This window comes from Streptosporangium sp. NBC_01755 (assembly GCF_035917995.1).
Lineage (GTDB): Bacteria > Actinomycetota > Actinomycetes > Streptosporangiales > Streptosporangiaceae > Streptosporangium.
This window is the reverse complement of record NZ_CP109131.1, coordinates 6,057,681-6,077,416: the sequence shown is the minus strand read 5'-3', so window position 1 is coordinate 6,077,416 and position 19,736 is coordinate 6,057,681. Positions and strand designations below refer to the sequence as shown.

At 70.1% G+C, this 19,736-nt stretch carries 22 protein-coding genes; 13 read left to right on the top strand and 9 right to left on the bottom strand.

Annotated features, from left to right (window positions below; all coding sequences use genetic code 11):
- Positions 1-94: 94 nt before the first annotated feature.
- From OG884_RS28920 to OG884_RS28875, 10 genes are all read left to right on the top strand, one after another.
- Positions 95-1,591 (top strand): leucyl aminopeptidase, encoded by a 1,497-nt coding sequence (locus OG884_RS28920; protein ID WP_442811545.1) that lies wholly within the window; start codon positions 95-97, stop codon positions 1,589-1,591.
- 209 nt (positions 1,592-1,800) lie between these two features.
- Positions 1,801-3,180, top strand: coding sequence for a dihydrolipoyl dehydrogenase (lpdA, locus tag OG884_RS28915; RefSeq protein ID WP_326638058.1), 1,380 nt, complete (start codon positions 1,801-1,803; stop codon positions 3,178-3,180).
- A gap of 36 nt (positions 3,181-3,216) precedes the next feature.
- Complete coding sequence (sucB, locus tag OG884_RS28910) at positions 3,217-4,686, top strand: 2-oxoglutarate dehydrogenase, E2 component, dihydrolipoamide succinyltransferase (RefSeq protein ID WP_326638056.1); 1,470 nt, start codon at positions 3,217-3,219, stop codon at positions 4,684-4,686.
- 268 nt (positions 4,687-4,954) lie between these two features.
- On the top strand, positions 4,955-5,851 hold the full coding sequence (locus tag OG884_RS28905) for a TIGR01777 family oxidoreductase (protein WP_326638054.1): 897 nt from the start codon (positions 4,955-4,957) through the stop codon (positions 5,849-5,851).
- Between the two features lie 40 nt (positions 5,852-5,891).
- Positions 5,892-6,629: a peptidase E gene (locus OG884_RS28900; protein WP_326638052.1), complete on the top strand. Its 738-nt coding sequence runs from the start codon at positions 5,892-5,894 to the stop codon at positions 6,627-6,629.
- A gap of 28 nt (positions 6,630-6,657) precedes the next feature.
- On the top strand, positions 6,658-7,335 hold the full coding sequence (lipB, locus tag OG884_RS28895) for a lipoyl(octanoyl) transferase LipB (protein ID WP_326638050.1): 678 nt from the start codon (positions 6,658-6,660) through the stop codon (positions 7,333-7,335).
- A gap of 126 nt (positions 7,336-7,461) precedes the next feature.
- A complete protein-coding gene (gene lipA / locus OG884_RS28890) occupies positions 7,462-8,391 on the top strand; it encodes a lipoyl synthase (protein ID WP_326638048.1) in 930 nt (309 codons plus the stop codon).
- A 73-nt stretch (positions 8,392-8,464) separates the two neighbouring features.
- Entirely contained in the window at positions 8,465-8,593 is a 129-nt protein-coding gene (locus tag OG884_RS28885) for a hypothetical protein (RefSeq protein WP_326638047.1), read from the top strand.
- Between the two features lie 145 nt (positions 8,594-8,738).
- The gene (locus OG884_RS28880; protein ID WP_326638046.1) at positions 8,739-9,419 is read left to right on the top strand and encodes a DUF4191 domain-containing protein; all 681 of its coding nucleotides are present in this window, start codon (positions 8,739-8,741) and stop codon (positions 9,417-9,419) included.
- A complete protein-coding gene (locus OG884_RS28875) occupies positions 9,419-10,213 on the top strand; it encodes a class I SAM-dependent methyltransferase (RefSeq protein WP_326638044.1) in 795 nt (264 codons plus the stop codon). Before OG884_RS28880 ends, OG884_RS28875 begins: the two co-directional genes overlap by 1 nt.
- A gap of 204 nt (positions 10,214-10,417) precedes the next feature.
- On the opposite strand, the gene OG884_RS28870 is transcribed toward OG884_RS28875, so the two are convergent.
- The 4 genes from OG884_RS28870 to OG884_RS28855 form a co-directional block, all read right to left on the bottom strand.
- The gene (locus tag OG884_RS28870) at positions 10,418-11,557 is read right to left on the bottom strand and encodes a serine hydrolase domain-containing protein (protein WP_326638042.1); all 1,140 of its coding nucleotides are present in this window, start codon (positions 11,555-11,557) and stop codon (positions 10,418-10,420) included.
- A 126-nt stretch (positions 11,558-11,683) separates the two neighbouring features.
- Positions 11,684-11,986: a cupin domain-containing protein gene (locus OG884_RS28865; RefSeq protein ID WP_326638040.1), complete on the bottom strand. Its 303-nt coding sequence runs from the start codon at positions 11,984-11,986 to the stop codon at positions 11,684-11,686.
- Positions 11,983-13,020 carry an RNA polymerase subunit sigma-70 gene (locus OG884_RS28860; protein ID WP_326638038.1) on the bottom strand — a complete coding sequence of 346 codons (1,038 nt, stop codon included), beginning with the start codon at positions 13,018-13,020 and terminating at the stop codon, positions 11,983-11,985. The genes OG884_RS28865 and OG884_RS28860 overlap by 4 nt, the downstream gene beginning before the upstream one ends.
- 292 nt (positions 13,021-13,312) lie before the next feature.
- A complete protein-coding gene (locus tag OG884_RS28855; RefSeq protein WP_326638037.1) occupies positions 13,313-13,774 on the bottom strand; it encodes an RDD family protein in 462 nt (153 codons plus the stop codon).
- A gap of 444 nt (positions 13,775-14,218) precedes the next feature.
- On the opposite strand from OG884_RS28855, the gene glnA reads away from it, so the two are divergent.
- Entirely contained in the window at positions 14,219-15,643 is a 1,425-nt protein-coding gene (gene glnA / locus OG884_RS28850) for a type I glutamate--ammonia ligase (RefSeq protein ID WP_326638035.1), read from the top strand.
- 551 nt (positions 15,644-16,194) lie between these two features.
- On the opposite strand, the gene OG884_RS28845 is transcribed toward glnA, so the two are convergent.
- The 3 genes from OG884_RS28845 to OG884_RS28835 form a co-directional block, all read right to left on the bottom strand.
- Positions 16,195-16,380, bottom strand: a complete 186-nt coding sequence (locus tag OG884_RS28845; protein WP_326638034.1) for a hypothetical protein — start codon at positions 16,378-16,380, stop codon at positions 16,195-16,197.
- Between the two features lie 101 nt (positions 16,381-16,481).
- Positions 16,482-17,381: a cation diffusion facilitator family transporter gene (locus tag OG884_RS28840; RefSeq protein WP_326638032.1), complete on the bottom strand. Its 900-nt coding sequence runs from the start codon at positions 17,379-17,381 to the stop codon at positions 16,482-16,484.
- Complete coding sequence (locus tag OG884_RS28835) at positions 17,381-17,545, bottom strand: hypothetical protein (protein ID WP_326638030.1); 165 nt, start codon at positions 17,543-17,545, stop codon at positions 17,381-17,383. Before OG884_RS28835 ends, OG884_RS28840 begins: the two co-directional genes overlap by 1 nt.
- Positions 17,546-17,578: 33 nt before the next feature.
- On the opposite strand from OG884_RS28835, the gene OG884_RS28830 reads away from it, so the two are divergent.
- Positions 17,579-17,851: a DsbA family protein gene (locus OG884_RS28830; protein ID WP_326638028.1), complete on the top strand. Its 273-nt coding sequence runs from the start codon at positions 17,579-17,581 to the stop codon at positions 17,849-17,851.
- A 105-nt stretch (positions 17,852-17,956) separates the two neighbouring features.
- Positions 17,957-18,220: a vitamin K epoxide reductase family protein gene (locus tag OG884_RS28825; RefSeq protein ID WP_442811747.1), complete on the top strand. Its 264-nt coding sequence runs from the start codon at positions 17,957-17,959 to the stop codon at positions 18,218-18,220.
- Between the two features lie 201 nt (positions 18,221-18,421).
- On the opposite strand, the gene OG884_RS28820 is transcribed toward OG884_RS28825, so the two are convergent.
- Both OG884_RS28820 and OG884_RS28815 read right to left on the bottom strand, forming a co-directional pair.
- Positions 18,422-18,652 (bottom strand): DUF397 domain-containing protein, encoded by a 231-nt coding sequence (locus tag OG884_RS28820; RefSeq protein ID WP_442811544.1) that lies wholly within the window; start codon positions 18,650-18,652, stop codon positions 18,422-18,424.
- A complete protein-coding gene (locus tag OG884_RS28815; RefSeq protein ID WP_326638026.1) occupies positions 18,649-19,521 on the bottom strand; it encodes a helix-turn-helix domain-containing protein in 873 nt (290 codons plus the stop codon). Before OG884_RS28815 ends, OG884_RS28820 begins: the two co-directional genes overlap by 4 nt.
- Between the last annotated feature and the right edge of the window lie 215 nt (positions 19,522-19,736).

Sequence of the window (19,736 nt, the reverse complement as noted above, 5' to 3'; positions counted from 1 at the left end):
TGGTGCCACTCCCGATAGCACCATCGGGTGACGCGATTCATAGGACGAACCCTCGTTTACGAGTACTATGCAAGCCCGACTAGCATCGGCTTGTGTGACCACTGTGCGGCTGACCCCAACTGACAACGCTGTCTCGTTCGACACCGACGCACTGGTCGTCGGCGTCCATACCGGACCGGACGGCCTGCTCCCCGCTCCCGGGGCCGACGGCCTCGACCAGGCTCTCGGCGGCAGGCTCGCCGCCACGCTCGACAGCGTGGGCGCCAAGGGGAAGCCGGGCGAGATCTCCAAGATCCCCACTTTCGGCGCGCTGACCGCGCCCCTGCTGGTCGTCGTCGGCCTGGGCGACGTCCCCGAGGGCGGCTACGACGCCGAGGCCCTGCGCCGCGCCGCAGGCACCGCGGTCCGCGCCCTGGCGGGCACCGAGCGTGTGGCGCTGGCCCTGCCCACCGCGAACGCCGAGCACGCCGGCGCCGTCGCCCTGGGCGGCCTGCTCGGCGCGTACTCCTTCACCAGGTACCGGACCGCCCAGGAGCCGAGCACCCCGGTGGCCGAGCTGGCCGTGCTGACCGACGCCGAGGGCGCCGAAGCGGCGGTCGGGCGCGCCGGCACGCTGGCCGAGTCGGTCTCACTCGTCCGCGACCTGGTCAACACCCCGCCTTCGGACCTGTGGCCCGCGCGCTTCGCCGAGATCGCCGAGCAGGTGGGCGGCGAGGCCGGCCTGTCGGTGGAGGTCCTGGACGAGAAGGCGCTCAGGGAGGGCGGCTACGGCGGCATAGTCGCCGTGGGCCAGGGATCGGCCAACCCGCCCCGCCTGGTACGCCTCGCCTACAGCCACCCCGAGGCAGACAAGAAGCTCGCCTACGTCGGCAAGGGCATCACCTTCGACTCGGGCGGCCTGTCGCTCAAGCCGTCGGCCGCGATGGACTGGATGAAGTCCGACATGGGTGGCGCGGGCGCCGTCTTCGGCGCGATCCTCGCGATCGCCAAGCTGGGCCTGAAGGTCAACGCGGTCGGCTACCTCTGCCTGGCCGAGAACATGCCGAGCGGTACCGCGCAGCGCCCCTCCGACGTGTTCACCAGCTTCGCGGGCAAGACGGTCGAGGTGCTCGACACCGACGCCGAGGGCCGCCTGGTCCTGATCGACGGCATCGCCCGGGCCGGTCAGGACGACCCGGACGTGATCGTCGACGTCGCCACGCTCACCGGCGCGCAGATCGTCGCGCTGGGCTGGCGGACGGCGGGCGTCATGGCCAACGACGACGACCTCCGGGCCGAGATCGTCGCGACGGCGGGCGAGCAGGGTGAGGCCGCGTGGCCCATGCCGCTGCCCGACGAGCTCCGCAAGGGGCTCGACTCTCCCGTGGCCGACATCGCCAACCTGCACCCCGAGCGCTTCGGCGGGATGCTGACGGCGGCGATCTTCCTGCGGGAATTCGTGCCGGACGGTGTCCGTTGGGCACACATTGACATGGCCGGTCCCGCGTTCAACAAGGGAGAGCCACACGGCTACACGCCGAAGGGCGGTACCGGGGCGATCACCCGGACGCTCGTCGGCCTGGCCGAGCGTTATGCGAACGAGCCCGCCTAGTCGTCGGCGTGGCCGCGCATGCGGGTCACAAGTAACACAGACAGATGAAAAGATGCGGTTGTCGGTGCCGGGCCAAGGGCGGGCACCGACTGGGCGCCAAGCCGGGTCCGGCGGCGGTGTGGATGCGATCGAGGATCCGCACGGCCGGCCAGGGCACGGAAGGGGCGCGACCGTGAACACGGTATTCCGATCCGACAAGGAGCTTTCCTGTGGCTGATGGCAGCGGCCCCTACGACATCGTCGTCCTGGGTGGCGGTAGCGGTGGGTATGCCTGCGCTCTGCGGGCAGCCGAGCTGGGCAAGACGGTCGCGCTGATCGAGAGGGACAAGATCGGCGGCACCTGCCTGCACCGGGGGTGCATTCCCACCAAGGCGCTTCTGCACTCCGCGGAGGTCGCCGACGAGACGCGGGAAAGCGCGACCTACGGCGTCAAGGCCCGTTTCGAGGGCATCGACGTGCCCGCGGTCCACGCGTTCAAGGACAAGATCGTCAATCGCGCCTGGAAGGGCGTGCAGGGCCTTCTCAAGAGCAAGGGCATCACGATCATCGAGGGTGAGGGCCGTCTCGCGGGCCCGAACCGGGTGTCCGTGGGCTCCGGGATCTACGAGGGCCGCAACATCGTGCTGGCGACCGGCTCCGCGCCCAGGTCCCTTCCCGGCCTGGAGATCGACGGCGAGCGTGTCATCACCAGCGAGCACGCGCTCAAGCTCGACCGGGTGCCCACCTCCGTGGTCGTCCTGGGCGGCGGCGTCATCGGTGTGGAGTTCGCCAGCGTCTGGCGCTCCTTCGGCGCCGAGGTGACGATCGTCGAGGCCCTGCCGCACCTGCTGCCGCTGGAGGAGGAGTCCAGTTCCAAGCTGCTTGAGCGCTCCTTCCGCCGCCGCGGCATCAAGCAGGAGCTGGGCGTCTTCTTCGAGGGCGTCAAGACCACCGACACCGGCGTGGTCGTCAGCCTGGCCAACGGCAAGACCCTGGACGCCGAGCTGCTGCTCGTCGCGGTCGGCCGCGGCGCGGTCTCCGCGGGCATGGGCTTCGAGGAGGCGGGCGTCGCCATCGAGCGCGGCACCGTCACCGTGAACGAGTTCTGCCAGACCAGCGTGCCCGGCGTGTACGCGGTCGGCGACCTCATCCCGACCCTGCAGCTCGCCCACGTGGGCTTCGCCGAGGGCATCCTGGTGGCCGAGCACATCGCGGGGCTGAACCCCGTGCCGATCGACTACGACGGCGTGCCGCGGATCACCTACTCCGACCCCGAGGTCGCCTCGGTGGGCATCACCTCCGCCCAGGCCAGGGAGCGCGGTCACGAGATCGTCGAGTTCACCTACGATCTCGCGGGCAACCCCAAGAGCCAGATCCTGCAGACGCAGGGCGCCGTCAAGATCGTCTCGGCGAAGGACGGCCCGGTGCTCGGCGTGCACATGGTCGGCCGTCGCGTCGGCGAGCTCGTGACCGAGGGACAGCTGATCTACAACTGGGAGGCCCTGCCCTCCGAGGTCGCGCAGCTCATCCATGCCCACCCGACCCAGTCCGAGGCCGTCGGCGAGGCGATGCTGGCGCTGGCCGGCAAGCCGCTCCACGTCCACAACTAACGTAAGCCCTCACTCGGAACGCGAGAGAAGACACCAATGCCGAAGTCCGTACAGATGCCCCAGCTCGGTGAGAGCGTCACGGAGGGCACCGTCACCCGTTGGCTGAAGAAGGAGGGCGAGCGCGTCGAGGCCGACGAGCCGCTTCTCGAAGTCTCCACCGACAAGGTCGACACCGAGATCCCGTCTCCGGCCGCGGGCATCCTCACGAAGATCGTGGTGGCCGAGGACGAGACGGTCGAGGTCGGCGCTGAGCTCGCCGTCATCGACGAGAACGGCACCGAGGGCGCCGCCCCGGCGCAGGAGGCGGCCCCCCAGCCGGAGCCCGAGCCGGAGCCGGCCCCCCAGCAGCAGGCACAGCCGGTCTCCTCGATCCCGCAGCCCGCCCCGCAGGCTCCCGCTCCGGCGCCGGCGCCGGTTCCCGCGCAGGCCCCGGCACCGCCCCTCCAGGCCGCGCCGCCGGCCCCGATCGCGGCGGCACCCGCCTCCGAGCCCGCCGCCCAGCTCTCCGGTGACAGCCCTTACGTCACCCCGCTGGTGCGCAAGCTCGCCGGCGAGCACGGCGTCGACCTCGACTCGCTGAGCGGCACCGGCGTCGGCGGGCGCATCCGCAAGCAGGACGTGCTGGAAGCGGCCCGCGACCAGCGCGAGCGGGCCGCGGCGGCCCAGGCCCAAGCTCAGGCACAGGCACAGGCACAGGCGGCCCCGCGGGCCGCCGCCCAGGCTCCGGCTCAGGCGGCCGCCCCCGCGCAGGCTCCCGCGCCGGTCGCGGTGGACACCACGCTGCGCGGGCGCACCGAGAAGATGTCGCGGCTGCGCCAGACCATCGCCAAGCGCATGGTCGAGTCGCTGCAGGTCTCGGCCCAGCTCACCAGCGTGGTCGAGGTCGACGTCACCAAGATCGCGCAGCTGCGTAACCGCGCGAAGGCAGAGTTCCAGCGGCGTGAGGGCGTCAAGCTCTCGTTCATGCCGTTCTTCGCCCTCGCCACGATCGAGGCGCTCAAGCAGCACCCGAAGCTGAACGCCACGATCAACAGCGAGACCAACGAGGTCACCTACTTCGACGCCGAGCACCTGGCCTTCGCAACGGACACCGAGCGCGGCCTGATCGTCCCGGTGATCAAGGACGCGGGCGACCTCAACATCGCCGGGCTGGCCCGTAAGATCGCCGATCTGGCCGAGCGCACCCGCACCAACAAGGTGAGCCCGGACGAGCTCGGCGGCGGCACGTTCACGCTGACCAACACCGGCAGCCGGGGCGCGCTGTTCGACACGCCGATCCTCAACCAGCCGCAGGTCGGCATGCTGGGCACCGGCGCGGTCGTCAAGCGCCCGGTCGTCCTGGACACCGCCGAGGGTGAGGTCATCGCCGTCCGCTCGATGGTCTACCTCGCGCTCAGCTACGACCACCGCCTGGTCGACGGCGCCGACGCCGCCCGCTTCCTGACGACGATCAAGCGTCGCCTGGAGGAGGGCCGCTTCGAGAACCAGCTGGGCCTCAACGCCTAGTCCCCCGTTCTCTCCCACCGGGCCGGTCCGCGACTTCGCGGGCCGGCCCTGCTCGTTCTCGCCCGCGTGTCGCGCCTCGTCCTCCCGGTACGCCGAAGGCGCCGATCGCAGGGACACGGGCGCTTTCCCGGGGACCTCTTCCCGGGGACCTCGGGGGCACGGCGCGGGGACCTCGGGGGCACGGCGCGGGAACCTCGGGGGCACAGCGCGAATCCGGTCGGCCTCCGGTTTCCGAAGACCTCAAGGGAGGTCGACTACATTGGGCGATATGACGATCATCGTGACCGGTTCCTCGGGCCTGCTGGGATCGGCTCTGGTCAAGGCCCTGCGGGACGACGGCGCCCGGGTGGTCCGTCTGGTGCGGCGGGTGCCGAAAGACGGCGACGAGTCCTTCTGGGACCCGGCCAAGGGGGTTGTCGACCCGGCGGCGCTGGAGGGCGCGGAGGCGGTGATCCACCTCGCCGGCGCGGGCATCGGCGACCGGCGCTGGAGCGACGACTACAAGCGCGAGGTGGTCCGTAGCCGGGTCGAGGGGACTCGGACCCTGGTGGGCGCGCTGGCCGGTCTGGCGGCGAAGCCCGTGGCGCTGCTGTCCGGCTCGGCGATCGGCTTCTACGGCGACACCGGGGAGGCGTCGGTGGACGAGAGTGCGCCCGCGGGCGCCGGGTTCCTCGCCCAGGAGGTCGTGGTGCCGTGGGAGGCGGAGACGGCGCCCGCCGAGGAGGCGGGCATCCGGGTGGTGAGACTCCGTACCGGACTGGTGCTGAGCGGGCAGGGCGGCATGCTGTCCCGGCTGCTCCCCGTCTTCAGGTTGGGGTTGGGCGCCCCGCTGGGGTCCGGGCGGCAGTACTGGTCGTGGATCTCCATCGACGACTGGGTTCTCGCCGTACAACACATACTGAGAAATTCAGAGATCTCGGGGCCGGTGAACCTGACGGCGCCCGAGCCGGTCACCAACGCGGAGTTCACCAAGGTGCTCGGAGCGGCCCTGCACCGGCCCACGCTGCCCCTGGCCGTTCCGGGGTTCGTGCTGCGCACGGCCATCGGGGGGTTCGCCGAGGAGGGTGCGCTGACCGGCCAGCGGGTGCTGCCGCGGCGCCTGCTCGACAGCGGCTACGCGTTCCGGCATATCCGTCTCGACGAGGCACTGTCCGCCGTACTCTAGGGTCCCTGTTGCAGCCGTTGTCAGCACTGGGGAGATCGATATGAGCACGCCCGGGCAGTCGCACATCCTCGCGATCGGGGGTGGTTCGTTCCGCGCTTCCGCACGTTACGGCTCCATCGAGGCGAGCTCGCTGCTCCGGTACGCCCTTGACCTCACCGGTCAGGACCGGCCCCGGCTGGGCCTGCTCGCCACCGCTACCGGTGACGACGCCGACTGGCTGTTGAAGATGTACGGCGCCTTCCGCGAGTGGGACGTCGAGGTCAGCCACCTGTCCCTGTTCCCGATGCCCAACATCGAGGATCCGCGCGAGTGGGTGCTCGGCCAGGACGTCATCTACGTCAGCGGCGGCAGTGTGGCCAACCTGGCGGCCCTGTGGCGGCTGCACGGCCTGGACGAGATCTTCGAGGAGGCGTGGCGGGCCGGCGTGGTGCTGAGCGGCCAGAGCGCCGGGGCGCTCTGCTGGCACGTGGGCGGCAACACCGACTCCTTCGGCCCGACGCTGCGGGTGTGGTCCGAGGGCCTGGGCCTGCTGCCCTACTCGTGCGGCGTCCACTACGACTCCGACCCGCAGCGCCGCGCGCTGCTGCACGAGGCGGTGGCCTCGGGCGAGCTGCCGGAGGGTTACGCCGCCGACGAGGGCGTGGCGCTGCACTACGTGGGCACCGAGTTCATCCAGGCCGTCAGCGTGCACCCGGACGCCTACGCCTACAAGGTCGAGCACGACGGGGCAGGTGGGGCCAAGGAGTTCCGCATCGAGCCTCGACTTCTCACGTCGTGACCACGAACGGGTCAACTACTCTTGAGACGTGAGTGACCTGGCAATCGTCCGTCTTGGCGTTGATTTCCCCTATGAGCAGGCCTGGGATCTTCAGCGGCGCATCCACGCACGCCGTGTGGCCGAGGAGATTCCCGACACCTGCCTGATGCTCGAGCACGCGCCGGTCTACACGGCGGGCAAACGAACCGCGCCGCACGAGAGGCCCACCGACGGCACCCCCGTCGTCGAGGTCGACCGGGGCGGCCGGATCACCTGGCACGGTCCCGGCCAGCTGGTCGGCTACCCGATCGTCAGGCTCGGCGGCACGCTCGACGTGAACGCCTACGTGCGGCTCCTGGAGGAGACCCTGGTGGCCGTCTGCGCCGACTTCGGGGTGCAGGCGGGCCGAGTTCAGGGGCGAGGCGGCGTCTGGGTGGCCGGAGACCCCTCGCACGGCCTGCCCGACAGGAAGGTCGGGGCCATCGGCATCCGGGTCTCGGGCGGCGTCACGATGCACGGATTCGCGCTCAACTGCTCCAACGACCCGAGCTGGTACAACCGGATCGTCCCGTGCGGTATCAGCGATGCCGGGATCTCCTCGCTGTCCGCCGAGACCGGCCGGCGGATCGTGGTCGACGAGGTCCTGCCGTACGCCGAGAAGCATCTGGCGGAGGCGCTCGGCGCGCGGGCCTTCGAGCTGCCCGAGGAAGACCTGTTCCGGCGCTGAACACCGGGAACCCCGGGACCTCGCGGCTCGCGGTGGGACATAGGCTGGGGACGTGAGCGAGCGTGACGACTTTTACCACACCTCGACGTGCAACACCTCGGTCCCGCGACCGGCAAAGGAGCTCGCATGACCGTCGCACCCGAAGGGCGGAAGCTCCTCCGCCTGGAGGTCCGCAACGCTGAGACCCCCATCGAGAAGAAGCCCGAATGGATCAAGACCAGGTTCAGGACGGGCCCGAACCACACCGAGCTGCGGGCGCTGGTCAAGCGCGAGGGGCTGCACACGGTCTGCCAGGAGGCCGGATGCCCCAACATCTCCGAGTGCTGGGAGGACCGTGAGGCCACCTTCCTCATCGGCGGCGACCAGTGCACCCGGCGGTGCGACTTCTGCCAGATCGACACCGGCAAGCCCAAGGCGTACGACACCGACGAGCCGCGCCGCGTGGCCGAGTCGGTGCGGCAGATGGGCCTCAACTACGCGACCGTGACCGGTGTCGCCCGCGACGACCTGCCCGACGGCGGCGCGTGGCTGTACGCCGAGACCGCGCGGCAGATCCACACGCTGCTGCCCGGCTGCGGCGTCGAGTTGCTGGTGCCCGACTTCAACGGCGACCAGGCCCAGCTGGAGGAGGTCTTCTCCGCCGGGCCCGAGGTGTTCGCGCACAACGTCGAGACCGTGCCGCGGATCTTCAAGCGCATCCGGCCCGCCTTCCGCTACGAGCGCTCCCTGGAAGTGATCACCAAGGCCCGTCGGGCCGGCCTGGTGACCAAGTCCAACCTGATCCTCGGCATGGGCGAGGAGCGCGAGGAGATCGTCCAGGCCATGCGCGACCTGCACGAGGCCGGGTGCGACCTGCTCACCGTGACCCAGTACCTGCGGCCCACCCCGCGCCACCACCCCGTCGACCGGTGGGTCAAGCCGGAGGAGTTCGTGGAGCTGGGCAAGGAGGCGGAGGCCATCGGTTTCGCCGGGGTCCTGTCGGGGCCGCTGGTGCGCTCCTCCTACCGGGCGGGCCGCCTGTACAAGCAGGCGGTCGAGGCCCGTCAGCACGCCTGAGCCGGCTCCCGCCAACCGGAAGGACCCCGCTCGTGACGAGCGGGGTCCTTCCGGTTTTACCGGCCCGGTTCGCATGGCCGCTCCAGTGGAGGCCGCCTCGGCGGCCGATGTGGCGATAGTGGTCGCCTCGACCACCCCCGAGGTGGAGAGCTCGGGCCGCAGCGTCGCCGACCGCCGCCTGAGCGCGACCGTGACCGTGTAATCCCGGTAAAACAGTCGGCGAGGGGCACTTCTCCCGGTCGTATCGGCCTTTCCGGCGCTCCGCGGCCTTCGGGCCCGGCGCCGGAACCGGCACCGGGCAGGTCACGTTTTCACTTCTTGAGCCATGGATTTGTATCCTTCAGAACATGGCCAAGAAGCCCGAAGACTCAGAGCGCCCGGGGCGCATCAAGCAACTCCGCATGATCGCGAAGATCATCAAGGAGGCCAACCCCAAGGGGATGCCGATCGTCTACGCCTCGGCGCTGGGCACGCTCGCGCTGTGCGTGGTGATCGGCCTGGTCACGGGCTGGTTCTGGTATCTGCTTTTCATCGGGATCATGCTGGCCCTGACCGTCGGACTTGTGGTGTTCGGCCAGCTCGCCCAGAAGGCGCAGTATTCCATGCTGCACGGGCAGATCGGCGCCGCCGCCGCGATCCTGCAGGGCATGCGCGGCAACTGGGAGGTCACCCCGGCCGTCGCGGTCACCCGCGACCAGGACATCGTGCACCGCGTGGTCGGCTACCCCGGCATCATCCTGGTCTCCGAGGGGCCGGGCAGCCGCGTGCAGAAGATGCTGGTCGCCGAGAAGAAGCGCGTCCAGCGGATCGCGCTGGACGTGCCCGTCTACGACGTCCAGTCCGGTGACGGCGAGGGGCAGATTCCGCTGGCCAAACTGCAGCGGCACCTGATGAAGCTGCCCCGCAACCTCAAGAAGCCCGCCCTGTACGAGATCAACAACCGGCTGAAGGCCCTGCCGCAGACGCTGCCGATGCCCAAGGGCCCGCTGCCGCGCGGCGCGAAGATGCCCCGCCCGAAGATGCGCTGATGAGCTCCGCCGGGGTGGGCCGCCACCGGGTGGACGCCGCGGCCACATCCCGGGCCAACCGCGGCTGGTGGGACGGGGCCGCCGACGACTACCAGGCCGAGCACGGGGAGTTCCTGCGCGACTCCGGGTTCGTCTGGTGTCCCGAGGGATTGGACGAGGCCGACGTCCACCTGCTGGGCGATGTCGCGGGCAAGGACGTGCTGGAGATCGGCTGCGGCGCCGGGCAGTGCGGACGCTGGCTGGCCGGCCAGGGCGCCAGGGTGGCCGCCTTCGACCTGTCCTTCCGCCAGCTTCAGCATTCGCGCCGGATCGACCTGGACGCGAGCGCCGCGCTCCCCGTGGTCCAGGCGGACGCCGAGATCCTGCCCTTCGCCGACGGGGCGTTCGACCTGGCCTGCTCGGCCTTCGGCGCGCTGCCGTTCGTGGCCGACGCCGGGGCCGTCCTCGCCGAGGTCCACCGGGTGCTGCGCCCCGGCGGCCGGCTGGTCTTCTCGGTGAGCCACCCCATCCGCTGGGCCTTCCCCGACGACCCCGGTCCTGGTGGGCTGACCTCGGACCGCTCCTACTTCGACCGGTCCGCGTACGTGGAGATCGGCGAGGACGGGCGCCCGTCCTACGTCGAGCACCACCGCACGATGGCCGACTGGGTCCACCTCATCACCGCCTCCGGGCTGGTGCTGCGGCAGCTGACCGAGCCCGAGTGGCCGCCGGGCCACGACCGCGAGTGGGGCGGTTGGAGTCCGCTGCGCGGCCACCACCTGCCCGGCACCGCGATCTTCACCTGCACCCGGTAGGCACGCGTCCGCCGACGGGCGACCCGCGCGCTCGGGCCGCCGGCGCGCTCGGGCATTCGACGCGCTCGGGCATTCGACGCGCTCGGGCCGCCGGCGCGAGATCCGCGCGGAGGCCGTGTCTCGGGGCGGACGCCTGCCCCGAGACACGAACGGCACCCCGGCCTCGTTTTCCGGATCGGTTCAGATCACCTGCGGAACGCGGGCCTAGCGGCTGGCAACGGCGTTCATGACAATCCGCCCGATCTCGTCGAAGGTGTCGAAGTCTCCGCCGTAGAGCATGTTCTTGGTCATGGCGATCGCGATCCCGGTGGCCGTGTCGGCGTACGCGGCCGAACCACCGCTGCCCGCCATCCCGAACAGGGTGGGGCTGTCGAGCAGCGCGGTGGCCCCGATGGCGTACCCGAGGGATCTGGTGACCGGAGTGCCGGTGACCTCGTCCACACCGGTGACCGCAACCTCGGTGATCTCTCGCAGCCGTTCCGGCGAGACGAGCCTGACACCGTCCACCTCTCCCAGCAGGGCGGCGTACATGCGGGCCACGGCGCGGGCGGACATGGTGCCGCCCGCCGGGATGTCGGAGGTCAGCACGTCGGCGCGGTTGCCGAAACCGGCATCCGGCATCGCCGCCATCGGCGCCGCCGTGTAGCCGTCCACCACCTTGAAGAACGGTATGTCGGCGAACATCTCGGCGGACATCTCCGCGGGCATCTCGAAATCGCTCGGCGCGTCCTCCAGGCGGGCCAGCCTGCCCAGCTCGGATTCGGGAACGCCGAGGAACAGCTCGCCGGCCACCCCGAGCGGCCCGGCGACCTCCTCCCGCAGGACCCGCGAGATCGGCCTGCCGGTGGCCCGGCGGACGACCTCCCCGATGATGTAGCCGAACGAGTGGGGGTGGTAGCCGGTCCTGGTGCCGGGCTCCCACCAGGGCTTGGCGTCGGCGATCGCCGCGCACATCCCCTCCCAGTCGCACAGGTCCTCGGGCGTGGTCCCGGCGGGCACTCCGGGCACGCCCGCCGAGTGGGTCAGGGCGTGCCGCACCGTCGCGCGTTCCTTGCCGTGGGCGCCGAACTCCGGCCACAGCTCGACGATCGGCGTGTCGTAGCCGAGGACGCCCCGCTCCACGAGCACGTGCACCACGGTCGAGGTGACGCCCTTGCCGGTCGAGGCGCTGTAGAACGGCGTGTCCGGCGTGACGGGACGCCCGGTGGCCGGGTCGGCGACGCCCGCGACGACGTCGACCACCGGTTCGCCGTTCCGGTACACGGCGACCTGCAGGCCCCGCTCGGTCCCGGACTCCACGAGCCTGTCGACCGCCTCCTGGACCTGCTTCTGCATATCGTTCATGATCATTCCTTCCGTGATGCAGTGTGTGACCGTTACGACGGCCGGAGGCCGCAAAAGGAATCGCTCCGGGGATTTGGTTCTCGGAAGTGCGATGCCGCCCGGCCCCTGTCCCGCTGGGCCGGGGACTCAGCGGCGCCCGGGCCTCCGGGAGATCGCGAGCAGGACGGCGGGTTCCCGTCCCGGATTGCGCAGGGCTCGCACCGGCAGCCCGTCCAGCCACAGCACGTCGCCGCACCGGAAGGCCAGGCGATCACCGTCGGAGCAGACGAGCTCGATCCGTCCGCACTCAAGCAGGACGATCGCGTCCCGCCATTCGGCTCCGGCCCGGTCCAGCGAGCCGCCGGGTTCGACGACGACCGCCCGTACCTGGAACGACGGCCCGAACCGCCCCGCGAAGGAGGGAGGCGGGTCTTCGCCGGTGTCCGTCACAGCGTCGAGGGGAGGCCGAACGCCGGGAAGATCTCGGCGCCGAAGGTGGTGATCTGGGTCACCAGCCCGTCCTCGACCCGCAGGACACCGAGCCACGAGCCCTGGTACTCGGACTCGCCCGGGCGCCTGAGGTAGGCCGCCGCGGCGGGTTGCCGGTTGGCGCGGGTGGGCAGGACGCGCCAGTCACCCCACGCCTCGGGGCCGATCATGGCCGGGCGCCACGACTCGACGATCGCCTCCCCACCCAGGATCCAGATCGGGGCCGGCGGCATCGTCTGCCAGGCGTCCGCGCGCAGCACCCCGGCCAGCACCTCGGGATCCGCCTGCTCGACGGCGTCCATGTAGCGTCGCAGCGCCGCGAGTTCCTCCCCGGTCGGATCCGAGGAGGGCGCCCACTCCAGACGCTGTGCGGGCAGGTGCTCCCGCATCGTCGACCGGGCCCGCTGCAGAGCGCTCTTCACCGCCGCGACGCTCACCTCCAGCAGCGCGGCGGCCTCCTGCGCCGACCAGCCGAGCACGTCGCGCAGGATCAGCACCACCCGCTGCCGGGGAGGCAGATGCTGGATGGCGACCAGGAAGGCCAGCTCGATCGTCTCCTTGGCGACCACCTCGGCGTCCGGCTCGGCGCCGGCGGGCGCGGGCGGCTCCAGGAGCCGGTCCGGGTACGGGCTCAGCCAGAAGACCTCGGTCGGCGACGGCGAGGACACACCGGAAGTGGCCAGCACCGGCGCTTCGCGCGGGCGCGGGCGACGCGGGTGGCGGTCCAGGAAGTCCAGGCAGGCGTTGGTCGCGATCCGGTACAGCCAGGCCCTGAAGGTCGAGCGCCCCTGGAAGCTCTCCCTCTTGCGCCAGGCGCGCAGGAACGTCTCCTGCACCAGGTCCTCCGACTCCTCGAAGGAGCCGAGCATCCGGTAGCAGTGCACCCGCAGTTCCCGCCGGTACCTCTCGACGAGCGTGCCGAACGCCGGCTCGTCACCCGCCAGCGCGGCGGCCAGGACCGCGCTCTCCTCCGGACCCGCCTCATCCTTGATCACGAAGTCGTTCCTCCCTCACGGCCGGCCGCCCAGCGCGGCCGCCCACCGTTATGACGGCCGCCGGCAGGAAAAGGAATCGGCGCCCGCGGAGCCTGGCGCGGGCGAGATCACGGATGCGAGCGTCAGCTTCTCGGCCCTGAAAGGAACCGAGCTTGCAGCTCCTCGCCGTACCTGGCAGGTACGGTTCAGGCCGCGTCGTCGGCAGCGTGACACACTGCCCGGCGACCGATGTGAAACCTGAACACAGGGCCAGACTCGGGTACAAGCGCGAAACCGGGCGTGAGGACGCGGCTCAGAGGCGTACGACCACGGTGTTCGCCGCGCGGTCGTGCAGGCCCCGCTGGTCGCGGTCCCAGATGAGAGCGGGCAGGGCCAGGCAGAGCAGGACGGTCCGTACCAGCACGGAGACGAACCCGGGGCGGCCGCCGCCGAGCGCGGCGACCCTGATGCCGAACAGGCGCATCCCGAAGGTCATCCCCATGGTGCCCACCAGCAGGAGGTATTCGGCGGCCAGGACCAGGATCGGGACCCAGGCCGAATGAGCGGGGTCGATCCGCAGAAGCCCCTGGGTGATCGCCCAGGTGCAGATCAGCCAGTCGACCACGATGGCGCCGAGCCTGCGGCCGAATCCGGCCACCGAGCCGCTGCCCTCTCCGGGCAGCCCGAGCCGCTCCCCCGGATAGCCGAGATCGACTCCGGCCGACCTGACGCCACCGAGCCAGGTCTGGGTCCAACGCGGCTGCTTGCTGCTCATGGCCCCAACGGTATCCGCCCCGGGTACCGCCCCCGTACTCGCCCGGACCGGCCGGCGAGGCGGGACGGCGACCGGCTGCGCTTCTGGGTCGGTAAGTGGAACGGCGGGGGGGACCGCCCCGGCGCGGTGCGACGTCGATGACGGCTTCATCCACCCGTTCTATCCGGACTCGACTCCCGATCGGGAAGTGAAGGCCGACGGCCCCGCCGTGGATCCCTACTCGCTCGAGGAGGAGACGCCGGAGGGCTGCAGGCCACTGAAGTCCGGCACGTGAAAATCCGGCAAAACCGGGCAAAGGAAGGCTCGGTATACCCGTCCAGCCGGGGCCCGAGAACTAGCGTGGGGGCGACTTTCGCTTAACACGAGCGAAACAAACGAGACACGGGGCGGTAACGGCACAGGCATACTTTCGGTCTGATAGCCCGTGCCCCATGGGAGGTTCGCGTGTTCAACTCCGCCGACGACGTCCTGAAGTTCATCAAGGACGAAGGGGTGCAGTTCGTTGATGTCAGGTTCACCGACCTGCCGGGGACGACGCACCACTTCACGTTCCCTTCGGAGAACTTCGGAGCCGGCGTCTTCACCGACGGTCTCATGTTCGACGGCTCGTCGATCCGCGGTTTCCAGGCCATCCACGAGTCGGACATGCTGCTGCTGCCCGACCCGTCCACGGCCGTGCTCGACCCGTTCCGGCAGCACAAGACGCTCAACATCAACTTCTTCGTGCACGACCCGCTGACAGGCGAGGCCTACAGCCGCGACCCGCGCAACGTCGCCCGCAAGGCGGAGGAGTACCTCAAGGGCACCGGCATCGCCGACACGGTCTACTTCGGTCCCGAGGCCGAGTTCTACATCTTCGACGACGTGCGGTTCGAGACCAACGCGCACGCGAGTTACTACTACATCGACTCGATCGAGGGCGCCTGGAACAGCGGCAAAGCCCAGGACGGCGGCAACCTCGGTTACAAGCCGCGCTTCAAGGGCGGCTACTTCCCGGTCCCGCCGATGGACCACTTCACCGACCTGCGCTCGGAGATGGTGCGCCGCCTCATCGACGCGGGCATCGACGTCGAGATGCAGCACCACGAGGTGGGCACGGCCGGCCAGGCGGAGATCGACTTCCGGTTCAACACGCTGCTCAAGGCCGCCGACACCCTGATGCTGTACAAGTACATCGTCAAGAGCACGGCCCTGGAGTACGGCCACACGGTCACCTTCATGCCCAAGCCGATCTTCGGTGACAACGGCTCCGGCATGCACTGCCACCAGTCGCTCTGGAAGGACGGCGCGCCGCTCTTCTACGACGAGGTCGGCTACGCGGGCCTGTCCGACACCGCCCGCTACTACATCGGCGGCCTGCTCAAGCACGCCCCGTCGCTGCTGGCCTTCACCAACCCGACGGTCAACTCCTACCACCGCCTGGTGCCCGGCTACGAGGCCCCGGTCAACCTGGTCTACTCCCAGCGCAACCGCTCGGCGTGCATCCGCATCCCGATCACGGGCTCCAACCCGAAGGCCAAGCGCATCGAGTTCCGCGTCCCGGACCCGTCGTGCAACCCGTACTTCGCCTTCGCCGCCCAGCTCATGGCCGGCATCGACGGCATCCGCAACAAGATCGAGCCGGTCGAGCCGGTCGACAAGGACCTCTACGAGCTTCCCCCCGAGGAGGCCCGTAACATCCCGCAGGTCCCCGGCTCGCTGACGGACGTGCTCGCGGCCCTGGAGGCCGACCACGAGTACCTGCTGGAGGGTGGCGTGTTCACGCCGGACCTGATCGAGACCTGGATCTCCTACAAGCGGGAGAACGAGATCGACCCGATCCGGCTGCGCCCGCACCCGCACGAGTTCGAGCTCTACTACGACGTCTGAGCCTCCCGACCCGCGCAAACCCCGGTGACCGGCGGAAGCGCACGGGCATCTCGCGAAAGGCCGTCGGCCGTCCCTCCCAGGAGGGCACGCTCGACGGCCTTTCGCATGCGCTCCTCCCCCGACGGCACGAAGTGCGCGCAGGTGCGTGAACCCGGTCTCTCGTGGCCGGGAACCCGGCGAGGCCCCTCCGCTACCGCACGCTCCCGGCAAGAGCGTCATGTGGAGCCCAGGTTGATGGAGCAGACGAAAATGGACGTCCATCCCCTCCACCTCGTAGTCCGACCACTCCGCGCCGCCCGTGTAGCGTGCCCAGTCCGCCTTGCTGAGCTCCACGCCGGTGTAGCCGCGGCAAGCCGCCTCCTCCGGGTCGGCGACGACCTCGGCCAGGTTCCTGAGATCCCACAGGGAGACGCCGCCCGGGTCGGCCCCCAGGGCGACGCCGCCATCGGCGCTGATTCCAAGGTCGCGGGCGGAGGAGGCGTGCGCTCTCGTCACCGACAGGCGCGCTGGACGAGGCCTGTCGGTCAGATTCCCCCCAGACCAGGCGCCTGTCAGGCGGTCGCCAGCAGCGCGGCCAGGTCCTTGGGCACCGGCATGGGCTGGGTCAGGCCGAGGTCGACGCCGGCACCCGGCAAGCGCGCTTCGGCGGCGGCTTTGGCGACGGCTTTGGCGGCCAGGTCAAGCCCGGCCGCCACGGTGACCGCGGCCGCGCCGAGCAGCGCGTGGACAGCGTTCACCCACCGGGCCATAGCCGGGCGCGGTGGCGGTCCGCCGTACAGCTGAGAGCTCGGCTGCCCCCGCACTCCCCGCAGTGCGGATCACCTGCCCTGGAAAGGGCTCACCAGCCGAGTTCGTCGCAGCCGTTGTGGGCGGCGGGTTCGACTTGGAGGGTGGCGTGGGCGACGCCGTGGCGCCGGCGGAGCAGGTCGCGGGCCTGATCCAGGACGGCGTGGTTGTCGCTCTGGTCTGTGGTGACGAGGTGGGCGGTGGCGACGTTCATGCCGGAGGTCAGCGTCCATAGGTGCAGGTCGTGGACGTCGCGTACGCCCTTGATGACGGCCAGGTCGGTCGCGACGGCGGTGGCGTCGACGCCCTCGGGGACGTGCTGGCCGAGGACTGCGAAGACTTGGCGGCCGAGCATGACGGCGCGTACGGCAACGAAGACGCCAATGGCCAGAGCGATGACGGTGTCCCAGAAGGTCTGGCCGGTGGCGGCGATGAGCCAGCCGGCGACGATGACGCCGACCGAGCCTGCGGTGTCGGCCACGACCTCCAGGTAGGCGCCCTTGACGTTGAGGCTTTCGCTCGCGCCGGACCGCAGCAGAACCAGGGCGACGAGGTTGACGACCAGGCCGATGGCGCCGACGACGAGCATCGGCCCGGAGGAGACCTCGGCCGACCCGCCGATGCGGCCGATCGCCTCGGCGACCACGTACAGGGCGACTGCGAGCATCAGCACGACGGCCAGCAGGGAGGCGAACACCTCGGCCCGGTAGGAGCCGTAGCTGCGGCGGCCGGTGGTGTCGGGGCGGGTGGCGATCCTGGTGGCGACCAGCGCGGCGCCGAGGGTGACGACGTCGGCGGCCATGTGCCCGGCGTCGGACAGCAGCGCCAGCGAGCCGGAGATCAGGCCGTAGGCGAGCTCGACGAGGAAGTAGGCGCCGATCAGGGCGAAGGAGAGCGCCAGGCGCCAGCGGTGGCGGCTTGCGGCATGCCCATGGCCATGTCCGGTGCCCATCACAAAACCCCATCCCGTTCGGAGTGCAGGACCTCGGTGTGCTCGGTGTCGGACAGCAGCCCGAAGACGTCAGCCGTGTCGGTCAGGTCTTGCGCGGACGGCATCCGCTCGCACACCGCGACGGCCCGGTCGGCGTCGACGACCTTGGCCGCACAACCGTCCATTGCCAATATTTGCTCATATGAATATGTGTTCATATGAGCAAGGTTGGGGTGGTTTTGCCGACGTGTCAAGAGCGGTCCCGCTCATGGGCGGCCCGTCGTACCCCCACGCCCGGGTCGGGACCCGGACAGCTGGAGTTCCTCGACTTCGAGTGCGAAGCCTGCCGGGCCGCCTTCCCGGTGGTGGAGGACCTGCACGAGCAGTACGCAGGCAAGGTGACCTTCGTCGTGCGTTACTTCCCGCTGCCCGGCCACTTCAACGCCGAACGCGCTGCCCGCGCCGTCGTCGATGCGGCACTCGCCAGCTGAGGCCGGCGGGGAACCGGCCGCTGCCCGACCGGCGTCCGCGGACGCTCCCCGCCGGTCCCCCCAGGCCTCCGGGCGCATGGCCGGCCCGGGGAGCCGTTTGCCCGGCTGCTGGCCTGGCTACTACTGGCCGGTGGCGCGCTCGGCCTGAGCGCGGCGTTCACGCTCTCCGTCGAGAAGATCGCCCTGCTGAAAGATCCGGCCTACGTGCCCACGTGCAGCATCAATCCGATCCTTTCGTGCGGTTCGGTGATGATCACGCCGCAGGCGGAGGTGTTCGGATTCCCCAACCCGCTCCTGGGCATCGCCGGATTCGCCATCGTCACCACCACCGGCGCCGGCCTGCTGGCCGGGGCGGTGCCGCGCGACTGACCTCGTATGCCGCGACGGCGCTCTCCGCCAGGTCCACGTACGGCCTGCCACACCACTTGTCGAGCGCTTCCGCGGAATAGCGTGCCAAACCCTCTATGTCGCAGCAGAGCTTGGCGTCCGGCTCCGGGAACACGTCGTCGGATTCCGTAGGCAGGTGCGTGGTCGCGAACGCCCTGCGGATCAGGAGGCCGAAGTGCCGGTTTACCTGGCGGAGAAGTCGAATTCGCCGTTCTTGACGCCGCCGACGAATGCCTGCCACTCGGCGCGGGTGTAGACGATCACCTCGGCGTCGGGGCGGAGGCTGTGCCGTACGGCGACGCGCCCACTGCCATCGGCCAGCGGACCGGCCTCGACGCACTGCCCGCCACCGTTGGCGCTCCTGGTGCTGATGTGCCAGGCGACGCCCGCCAGCTCCTCGGGGCTGATCATCATGTGCTCCCTCTCGCTCGTTTGGCACGACCGATCGCGGTCCGGATGACGGTCGCGGACTCATCCGGGGTGAGCGCGGCGCTACGTAGGGAATCGTACGCTCGTGCGAAGATCTCGGCACCCTCCGCTTCGGTGTAGACGGCACCCCCTCTGGTCTCCACATAGCTCGCGTCGGAGTAAGGCTCCGGCATATCGAAGATCGTGAAAGCACCCTCCGGGCTGGCGTGCGCCCCGGTGGCGAATGGCAGGACCCGGACGGTCACGTTCGGCCTCGACATGGACTTGGCCAGGTGTTCCAGTTGGGCGCGCATCACCTTCGGGCCGCCGATCATGCGGTGTAGCACGGCCTCGTCGAGAACGATCTCTATGCTCGGAGCCGACTCGGCGTCGAGCACGCGCTGCCGGGCCATCCGGAACTCCACCCAGCGCTCGATCTGCTCACCCGGAGCATCCGCGTCGCCTGCCGCGATGACCGCCAGGGCGTAGTCCCGGGTCTGAAAGAGGCCCGGGATGACCATCGCCTCATAGGAGCGGATCCCCTCCGTGCGGGTTTCGAGCCAGACGTGGTCGAACATCCCACCGAGGGAGTCGGTGGCATAGCCGTCCCACCAACCCTTTCGCCAGATGTCGCGGCTGAGCCGCTCCAGCCCGTCGCGGATCTTCTGGTCGCCAACGTCGTACAGGTTAAGGAGAGCCAGTACGTCGGACACCCTCGCCGGGATGATGCCGGCCTCCAGTCGGCTGATGGTCGCGGCGTCACGCTGCAGGTAGTCACCGGCCTGCCTGAGCGTCAGCTTGGCCGACTCACGGAACTCCTTGAGGCGTTTGCCGAGCCACTGCGCCCGCAGTGTCGGTCCTCGTTTTGCGCCCATCGCCGTCTCCTTCGAGCTCGCGACGTCCGTGTCGCTGATTCGATAAGGGATGAATCGGGACAAGTCCAACAAGCTCTTCAAGCAAGCTTGCGCACTCGTAAATTCAATGTCACGCTACCGAGGCATCGATGGTCACGCTATGCGTTTACTTGAAGACGCAGAGAAATCGAAGCGGAGCCGTCCAGCAAATCTCCACTCAGGTTCAGCACCGGAAG

Coding starts and splice junctions, on each gene's coding strand:
- OG884_RS28875 (WP_326638044.1), top strand. CDS start 9,419: ATGAGCTCCGCCGGGGTGGGCCGCCACCGGGTGGACGCCGCGGCCACA.
- OG884_RS28815 (WP_326638026.1), bottom strand. CDS start 19,521: ATGGGCGCAAAACGAGGACCGACACTGCGGGCGCAGTGGCTCGGCAAA.
- OG884_RS28900 (WP_326638052.1), top strand. CDS start 5,892: ATGAGCACGCCCGGGCAGTCGCACATCCTCGCGATCGGGGGTGGTTCG.
- OG884_RS28870 (WP_326638042.1), bottom strand. CDS start 11,557: ATGAACGATATGCAGAAGCAGGTCCAGGAGGCGGTCGACAGGCTCGTG.
- sucB (WP_326638056.1), top strand. CDS start 3,217: ATGCCGAAGTCCGTACAGATGCCCCAGCTCGGTGAGAGCGTCACGGAG.
- OG884_RS28830 (WP_326638028.1), top strand. CDS start 17,579: ATGAGCAAGGTTGGGGTGGTTTTGCCGACGTGTCAAGAGCGGTCCCGC.
- OG884_RS28905 (WP_326638054.1), top strand. CDS start 4,955: ATGACGATCATCGTGACCGGTTCCTCGGGCCTGCTGGGATCGGCTCTG.
- OG884_RS28855 (WP_326638037.1), bottom strand. CDS start 13,774: ATGAGCAGCAAGCAGCCGCGTTGGACCCAGACCTGGCTCGGTGGCGTC.
- OG884_RS28885 (WP_326638047.1), top strand. CDS start 8,465: ATGGCCGCTCCAGTGGAGGCCGCCTCGGCGGCCGATGTGGCGATAGTG.
- OG884_RS28880 (WP_326638046.1), top strand. CDS start 8,739: ATGGCCAAGAAGCCCGAAGACTCAGAGCGCCCGGGGCGCATCAAGCAA.
- OG884_RS28835 (WP_326638030.1), bottom strand. CDS start 17,545: ATGGACGGTTGTGCGGCCAAGGTCGTCGACGCCGACCGGGCCGTCGCG.
- OG884_RS28820 (WP_442811544.1), bottom strand. CDS start 18,652: ATGATGATCAGCCCCGAGGAGCTGGCGGGCGTCGCCTGGCACATCAGC.
- lipA (WP_326638048.1), top strand. CDS start 7,462: ATGACCGTCGCACCCGAAGGGCGGAAGCTCCTCCGCCTGGAGGTCCGC.
- OG884_RS28840 (WP_326638032.1), bottom strand. CDS start 17,381: ATGGGCACCGGACATGGCCATGGGCATGCCGCAAGCCGCCACCGCTGG.